The organism is Microcystis sp. M090S1 (assembly GCF_020246295.1).
Classification (GTDB): domain Bacteria; phylum Cyanobacteriota; class Cyanobacteriia; order Cyanobacteriales; family Microcystaceae; genus Microcystis; species Microcystis aeruginosa.
The window spans coordinates 1-7,140 of sequence record NZ_JADBTF010000437.1 but is presented as its reverse complement, the minus strand read 5'-3'; the positions used below and the strand labels follow the sequence as shown (position 1 = coordinate 7,140).

Genomic DNA, 7,140 nt, shown 5'->3' with positions numbered 1-7,140 from the left:
GCCACTCTTAATCGTGTCTTGGAACGAAATAGAGGCTTTTAAAGACTGCGTACATGGAGAATTAAAACAAGAATTACCCTCGAAAAGCCTATTTTTCCACTAAGTATTTATGCTCATTGCAAAGGTGAGATGCTCCCTTTGGGTTTTTGGGTAAGTTGATCTTGGTTAGTTGGGGCCGGCTTTTTGGATAAGACTTTTAGGCTTTTTGGCCATCAAAAAGCGCCGGTCATTGGAGTGATCAGGGGGAAAATTCAGGTAATTTTTCCCTGAAAATGGGTAAAACCCCACACCCCACAACCTACCCCCAGGAAATTTGCTCACCAGCAGGATCAAGGCTGCTTAGAATAATTCCCATTCTTGGGTTCTTAAACGTTTGAGAATGGCCAAACGGCTACTAAAATAATTGGCGCAGAGACGACTATAATCGGTTAAACGCAGGTTATTTAAGCTAATTGACCAAGACCAAATATAGGCCGCTTGGGTGAGATACTGAAGACAAGATAATTCACCATCGGTTAAAGGCACTGTTTCATCGTAGCCTTGGATGAAACCATGGCGAACCTGGCGATTTAAGCCGGATTGTAGGGAAACTTGCAGAAATTTAGCGATATCAAAAACTCGCCAACCATAACCGCACTGATCGAAATCAAATAGGGTCATCTGATTATCAGGGGTGATATGCACATTACCACTATGAGGATCGCCCCAACAAATGCCCCAATAGGGAGATTCTGTCGGTAATTTAGCGCTTTCTTCCTCTATTTCCCCAATGGTTTCTAAGACACAGTCTAGGTCGCTCGGTCGTTGGTGCAGAAAAGGTGCGATAATTTGCAGGGAATCGTCGAGAAGATATTTGAGGTTGAGGGGATGACGATAGGCTAGGGGTTGAAAATCTGCTGTCACCCGATGTAAATTAGCCACGATCGCCCCTAAATGATAGGCTTGTTCTATATCTATGTCCCCAATAGCAATTCCTCCAGGAGCATAGGGAAAAAGGACGGCGTAACGTTTCCCTTCCGGAGCATTAATTTCTACGGATAAATCACCGTTTTTGGTGCGAATTGGCGCAGCGACGGGAACCTGAGAGCGATCGAGATAATCTAATAATTCTAACTCGAAGTCTATTTCCATTTTGCTGCGCCAATGGCAGTGAGATACGCGCAAAATGTAGGGAGTTGTCAGGGTTTCGAGGAGATACACATCACTTAAACCCCGATGCCAAAATTGACAATTTTTCGGTACATCAATCTCGTAACGAGAAAAAACTAAATCTGCTAGGGCAGCAGGAGCAAGAGTGGAGTAGAGTGTGGGAAAAGTCCATTCTCCAGTCCGAAAATTGGCAGCGGGAGAACTAGAAGGCAGTAAATTGAGCGAAGCCAGAAAAGTCGTCACGGTTCCCTCCCGATGCAAGTATGGACAACGCTCGCATCATCCTATTTTATAGCCCACATATATTACAAATTGGTTCGATCGCTCCGTATATTTCGCTACATTCCTCTGTCAGACTACATCCTGTTTAAAAGCTATAGGGGAGCAGCAAGCGGGGAGAAGGGAGAAACAATCCTTAAAAACGGATTTGGTATAAGTACCCAAAAAATTAATATAGGAGCTGCTGAAAAAGTCTTTGAGTGGGAACCCCGGAACAGTTTTTGATGCTTTAACACCTACTTACTAACCGCCGATTCTAACATAGTAATTGTTCCCTGATTAGCATCAAATTCTACTGCAATACCAATAGCTAGAGTCTCGATAATCTCCAAATGTCCGATCATCAAACCTAAACAAGCGGGAATTTTTAAGGGTTGGATATATTCTCGGATAACTTCTTCTAAAGTCAGGGAACCATAGTCACTATCGGCGCTACAATTGCTACATTGACCGAAGATAAACCCAGCTAAATTATCGAGAATTCCCGCTAATTTTAATTGATTTAACAGGCGATCTATTTCATAAATATCTTCACCAATATCTTCTAAAAATAGGATAGCACTGGTAAAATCTGGTAGATAGGGAGAACCTGCGATCGAGGCTAAAGTGGTTAAATTACCACCGATTAATTTACCTTTTGCTTGACCTTTAGTAATAGTTTGAATCCGATTTTTTACCCGCATTAAACGATTGGCATCATCGGGATCGGGAATATTTCTAAAAGTCAACTTTTCCCCAGAAAATAAAACCTGTCGAAAGCTTTCAGTTTGAGCGGTGCGCCAACTAGAAAAGCCATTGGGAGCATGGAAAGTAACTAAACCAGTTTTGGCATAAATAGCTAATAATAAAGAAGTTATATCACTAAAACCACAGATAATTTTCGGATGACGGCGAATTAAATCGTAGTCGAGATAAGGTAATAAACGAGCACTTCCCCAACCGCCGCGAATTGGTAAAATTAAGGCAATATTATCATCGGCAAAAAATTGATTTATATCCGCGGCTCGCTCGCTATCTTTACCGGCTAGATAACCATAACGATCTAAAGCGTGTTGACCAACTTTTGGCACTAATTTTAAAGCTTTAACTGCTTCAATAACTATATTCAAATCATCTTCTTTAAAAGTTGCCCCCGCCGGACTAATAATACCGACTCCGTCCCCCGGTTGTAGATGTGGCGGTTTAATTAGAGGAAAATTATTGCTAATAACTTTTCTGGTAATTAGGGAAAAACTAACAGCAGTTAGGGCGGAATTAGTGAGAAATTGACGGCGCTTCATCCTGATAGTTTTTAGAAAAATTGCAAGGGAAACAAGAATTTAGGGATTACTGCTCAGAAAAAAAGTTTTCACATATTTCTGGTTTTACCCCCATGAGTTTAATCGATTTTCTATTCCCTCAACTTTTCCCGTTAACACCGCTTGCCCTATCTTTAAATCCGTCACATCTTTTTGTAAAGAATCGATTTTTCCCTCAATCCGCATCAAGATAGTTTCTAGGGAATAAGTAACCGTTTCCTGAGATTGATTCATTTGTTCAAGACCTTTTAGTTAATTGTTGCCCTAGAAAAGCAATTATGCTTCGGATTTTGCCATATCGCGAATGATATCACCGCGAGTGATAATACCAATTACTTTGTGGGTTTCTTCCTCAATCACCGGTAAACGACGCACATGACGATCATACATTAACGAGGCCGCTTCTTTCAAAGGGCGATCGGCTGTGATACTAATAGGTTTATCGGTCATTACTTCCCCCACGGTTTGACCGAGAGCTTTATGGAGTAATTTCTCGTGACGGCTAGGATTTTGTAGATAGATGAGGCTATCGAGGAGCATAATGTAAGGAGGAGCTTCTACTCCCGTTTCCTGCCACATAAGGTCAGTTTCGGAGATAACCCCAATCAGTCGTATATTGTCATCCACCACGGGTAAACCACTAAACCGCTTTTCGGCCAAAATCTTCACTGCTTCAGACAGAGAAGTGTTAGCGGTGACGGTGATGGGATTGGGAGTCATGATATCGGCAACTGTTTTCGTCATCTTAGCGACCTGCGATAATAATGCTTTCTGTCTCCATCTTATCATTAGGCTAATCAGTCACCGCTTAATTATGACTATTCTTAAATCTTCGGGCGAGACAATGTTCTAACATAAAAAGGAAATGGGATATTCATTTAGTTAGTTGACAAGGAAAAAGAAAAATGATCGCTCAACCTCAATACCCAGAAAGAATAACCCCGGAAGAGTATCTAGAATGGGAAGCTACACAGGAATGTCGCCATGAATACATTGATGGGGAAATTATCGCCATGACTGGGGGTAGTCTGCCTCATAATGATATTACCTTGAATTTTTATACTGCTTTAAGACTTCATCTCCGTCCGCGAGGCTGTCGGGTGAATGTATCTGATGTGAAAGTACAAGCTAATAATAGTCGTTATTTTTATCCCGATTTGGTGATTAGTTGCGATTCTAGGGATAGAGAATCTCGTAATTTTATTCAACATCCACAAGTGATTATTGAAGTGCTTTCCCCTAGCACAGGAAACTATGATCGCACCAAAAAGTTACAATATTATCGTCAGATTGCCAGTTTACAAGAATACGTTTTAGTCGATACCGAATCGAGCAGTGTTGAGGTTTATCGCCGCGGTGAAGATAAAATTTGGTTTTACTGCGCTTATAGTCAAGGGGAAGAAATTATTCTATCTAGTCTCGATTTTCACTGTGCGATCGAGTTAATCTATGAAGGGATAAGTTTCGATTAAAGAAAGTTTACAAACAGGTCAAACATTCCTAAACTTAAAATAAATACGTCCCGATTTTTTCGATAAATTCTATGTTACCGCCCCTATTAGTCCTTGATCCCTTGTTAGAAAACTGGTTACGAGAAGATCTCGGTAGAGGCGATCGCACCACCCAAGCAATTTTCTTCGGTCATGCTAAAATTGGTCAAGCTAGTTGGATTGCCAAGGAAGCGGGAGTTATTGCCGGTTTACCCGTAGCTGAAAGAGTTTTTCAACTGCTTAACCCCACTATTCACTTTACCCCCACCGTTGCCGAGGGGGAATTTTGCCCCAAGTCTAAAGTTATTGCTGAGATAGAAGGTTCCCTCGATGCGCTGTTAATCGGGGAAAGAGTCGCTTTAAATCTTGCCATGCGCTTGAGTGGGATTGCTAGTGCCACTCGTCAGTATGTGGAGAAAATTGCCGATTTATCGACAAGATTGGTGGATACTCGCAAAACTACCCCCGGATTGCGAATTTTAGAAAAATATGCCTCCAGTATCGGTGGCGCTATTAACCATCGTTTGGGCTTAGATGATGCAATTATGATTAAAGATAATCATATTCAAGCAGCGGGCAGCATTGAGGAAGCAGTGCGTCGTGTACGGCAAAATATGCCCTATCCTCTCACAATTGAGGTAGAAACCAGCCAATTAGAAGAAGTGAATCAGGCCCTGCAGCAGCAGGTAGAGATCATTATGTTAGATAATATGGATTTAGAGATGATGCAAACTGCTGTGGAGATGATCCGCAATTTTAATAGTAAAACCAAAATAGAAGCATCGGGAAATATTACCCTCGATCGCATTCGCAACGTTGCCGAAACAGGAGTAGATTATATTTCCACTAGCGCCCCGATTACCCGTTCTACTTGGTTAGATATTAGTATGAGAATTGATTAAAAAGCTATATCAGTAAACAGTTATCAGTTATCAGTTATCAGTGGGAATTAGGAATTATGAATTATGAATTGGGGAGAATAAATAAAAATAATCTCCCGTCTCCCGTCTCCCGTCTCCTGACTCCTGACTCCTATCTCCTGACTCGGAGAATACTGACTGCTAACTCCACCAACAGACTTTTTCAGCAAACCCTATCTATTGTAACCTCGATCGCATCGCCAATATTTAGGTGTAATTGCTTTTGAGCGCTACCACTATTGACGGCAATTTCTAACCCCCCGTGACTACCGATAAAAGCAACTATTTCTCCGGAAGGAACATCACTGTAGGTGTTTTTTGCGGGGATAATTTTTGGCCCCAACTGCACCGACCAATTTTTTCCCTCTAGGAGATAATCGGGAATATTGCTGATTAAATTGCCGAAAATGTCAATATATTGAATTTGACCCCTGATTTTATCTTCCTCGATTTGCGGAACAGCGATCGCTAATTGTTGCAAGCTATCGGGATCAATAATCTCACCTAACATTTCTAGGGGTACTCCCCGGGACAAATAAGCGGCCACAGGAGCAAAAATATCACGACCATGAAAAGTAGTGCTAGGGTTAGGGGTGCGCCAATAGGAAGAATTATCGAGATTAACGGCAGATATAGCGGGAGATTGGCTTAAAATGCCACTAAATAAACCATTATCTGGACCAACTAAATAACCACCGGCAAAACGAATCCCTACTCCGCGTCTTTTGCTTCCTACCCCCGGATCTATAACTGCCAGATGAATAGTGCCTTGGGGAAAATATTGATAGGCATTCAGGAGGATAAAACGACCAGCGTAAAGGTCTTGGGGCGAAATTTGATGATTCAGATCGATCGTGCGAGCATGGGGGGCAATTCCCGCGATTACTCCCTTGATAATGCCCACATAACCGTCCTGTAGTCCAAAATCGCTAGTAAGGGTTATCAGTGCCTGTTCCGTCATTGACTTGTCACTATGGTTGCCAACAGCTTTAATAAATCTTAACGCTAAATTCAGTAGCTAAAGATACAGTTTCCTAAGGAGAATGTTATGATTTAGATATAAGGTAAGTTAAGTCGCTCAAAAGTCTGTCCACCATGAACAAAAATCGTCAGCAAGTCCTAACACAGGCCACCGTGGCCCATAGGGAAACACTCCGCAGAAATTTACAACACCGACTGGAAGTAGCTAGAGCGCAGGGAAATGAGGCTCTAGTGCGTCAATTGGAAGCAGAGGCGGCCTATTTGCACCTTCGTTAGATTTAATCGGTGTTTAGCCATAGTCTAGTTGTCGGTTTCTAGTGATCGGTATGCCGATCACTTTTTTTGGGCGAATTTTTTTAAAAAAATTGCCGATATCTCCACTGGCAATCCTTAAAATAGAAGGAACAGCAGTTTAGAGATCAAATAATTATGGCTTTTTTCCGGCAATATATCGCCCCGCTCCTGACTATCTTCGTGTTTTTAGTTGCTCTGGTTGCCACTGGCATCCGGATTTTTTTACCGGCAGATTTAGCGGCACCCGCTCCGATCGAGCCATCCCTGGGCATAATTTTCTCTTATCCTTGGCATGGCTAACCTTCCCGAAGATTATCGGCTGCGACTGGGAAAACCGAGCGATCGCTATCTACTAATTAATTTTCTCACCCGCAGCTATCAAGAATTTTTTCCCGAACAAAAAAACCTCTCCCATCTAGCTGATACAGTCAGACAGTTTTTTGGCCTCGATACTCCCCTGTGGATCGTCGAAGGACAACAAACGGCGATCGCTTGTCTCTGGATGGGGAGCGCCGTCGATCAGGTGACAGGCGATCGCTATGGTCATATTTTCCTAATTTACGTCGATCCCCAGCATCGTCGCCAAGGTAAGCTAAAACGCACTTAAACCACCTAAAATAGAAATAGTAATTTTAGAAAAATCCTACTTATGCCAGCCAAAGATTTCCTAGACTTAGAAGAAAAGAAAAACTTACAAAAAGCTCTTAAAGAAGAAGAAAGAGCAGAGGT

The 7,140-nt window shown here is 42.1% G+C and carries 8 protein-coding genes and 2 pseudogenes; 5 read left to right on the top strand and 5 right to left on the bottom strand.

Annotated features, from left to right (window positions below):
* Window positions 1-339: 339 nt before the first annotated feature.
* From IM477_RS19270 to IM477_RS19255, 4 genes and pseudogenes are all read right to left on the bottom strand, one after another.
* Complete coding sequence (locus IM477_RS19270; protein ID WP_287733102.1) at window positions 340-1,392, bottom strand: phosphotransferase enzyme family protein; 1,053 nt, start codon at window positions 1,390-1,392, stop codon at window positions 340-342.
* Between the two features lie 272 nt (window positions 1,393-1,664).
* Window positions 1,665-2,708 carry a S66 peptidase family protein gene (locus IM477_RS19265; protein WP_287733101.1) on the bottom strand — a complete coding sequence of 348 codons (1,044 nt, stop codon included), beginning with the start codon at window positions 2,706-2,708 and terminating at the stop codon, window positions 1,665-1,667.
* A gap of 87 nt (window positions 2,709-2,795) precedes the next feature.
* Window positions 2,796-2,960 (bottom strand): annotated as a pseudogene (locus IM477_RS19260) (polyhydroxyalkanoate biosynthesis repressor PhaR); the annotation flags it as partial.
* A 42-nt stretch (window positions 2,961-3,002) separates the two neighbouring features.
* Window positions 3,003-3,470, bottom strand: coding sequence for a CBS domain-containing protein (locus tag IM477_RS19255; protein ID WP_287733100.1), 468 nt, complete (start codon window positions 3,468-3,470; stop codon window positions 3,003-3,005).
* Between the two features lie 161 nt (window positions 3,471-3,631).
* On the opposite strand from IM477_RS19255, the gene IM477_RS19250 reads away from it, so the two are divergent.
* Together IM477_RS19250 and nadC are read left to right on the top strand one after the other, a co-directional pair.
* Entirely contained in the window at window positions 3,632-4,198 is a 567-nt protein-coding gene (locus IM477_RS19250; protein WP_287733099.1) for a Uma2 family endonuclease, read from the top strand.
* Window positions 4,199-4,269: 71 nt separating this feature from the next.
* On the top strand, window positions 4,270-5,118 hold the full coding sequence (gene nadC / locus IM477_RS19245) for a carboxylating nicotinate-nucleotide diphosphorylase (protein WP_287733098.1): 849 nt from the start codon (window positions 4,270-4,272) through the stop codon (window positions 5,116-5,118).
* 181 nt (window positions 5,119-5,299) lie between these two features.
* On the opposite strand, the gene IM477_RS19240 is transcribed toward nadC, so the two are convergent.
* Complete coding sequence (locus IM477_RS19240) at window positions 5,300-6,097, bottom strand: SAM hydrolase/SAM-dependent halogenase family protein (protein ID WP_149985292.1); 798 nt, start codon at window positions 6,095-6,097, stop codon at window positions 5,300-5,302.
* A gap of 134 nt (window positions 6,098-6,231) precedes the next feature.
* Between IM477_RS19240 and pirA the strand changes: the two genes are divergently transcribed.
* The 3 genes and pseudogenes from pirA to IM477_RS19225 all read left to right on the top strand — a co-directional run.
* Window positions 6,232-6,393: an arginine synthesis PII-interacting regulator PirA gene (gene pirA, locus IM477_RS19235; protein WP_002733724.1), complete on the top strand. Its 162-nt coding sequence runs from the start codon at window positions 6,232-6,234 to the stop codon at window positions 6,391-6,393.
* Between the two features lie 153 nt (window positions 6,394-6,546).
* Entirely contained in the window at window positions 6,547-6,711 is a 165-nt protein-coding gene (locus IM477_RS19230; RefSeq protein WP_002760035.1) for a DUF8624 family small hydrophobic protein, read from the top strand.
* Window positions 6,704-7,000, top strand: a pseudogene (locus IM477_RS19225) (GNAT family N-acetyltransferase); the annotation flags it as partial. The gene IM477_RS19230 and the pseudogene IM477_RS19225, both read left to right, overlap by 8 nt.
* Window positions 7,001-7,140 lie beyond the last annotated feature (140 nt).

Bases quoted from the DNA above. Each gene is read 5' to 3' on its own strand.
- IM477_RS19265 (WP_287733101.1), bottom strand. From the start codon at position 2,708: ATGAAGCGCCGTCAATTTCTCACTAATTCCGCCCTAACTGCTGTTAGT.
- pirA (WP_002733724.1), top strand. From the start codon at position 6,232: ATGAACAAAAATCGTCAGCAAGTCCTAACACAGGCCACCGTGGCCCAT.
- IM477_RS19230 (WP_002760035.1), top strand. From the start codon at position 6,547: ATGGCTTTTTTCCGGCAATATATCGCCCCGCTCCTGACTATCTTCGTG.
- IM477_RS19240 (WP_149985292.1), bottom strand. From the start codon at position 6,097: ATGACGGAACAGGCACTGATAACCCTTACTAGCGATTTTGGACTACAG.
- nadC (WP_287733098.1), top strand. From the start codon at position 4,270: ATGTTACCGCCCCTATTAGTCCTTGATCCCTTGTTAGAAAACTGGTTA.
- IM477_RS19250 (WP_287733099.1), top strand. From the start codon at position 3,632: ATGATCGCTCAACCTCAATACCCAGAAAGAATAACCCCGGAAGAGTAT.
- IM477_RS19255 (WP_287733100.1), bottom strand. From the start codon at position 3,470: ATGACGAAAACAGTTGCCGATATCATGACTCCCAATCCCATCACCGTC.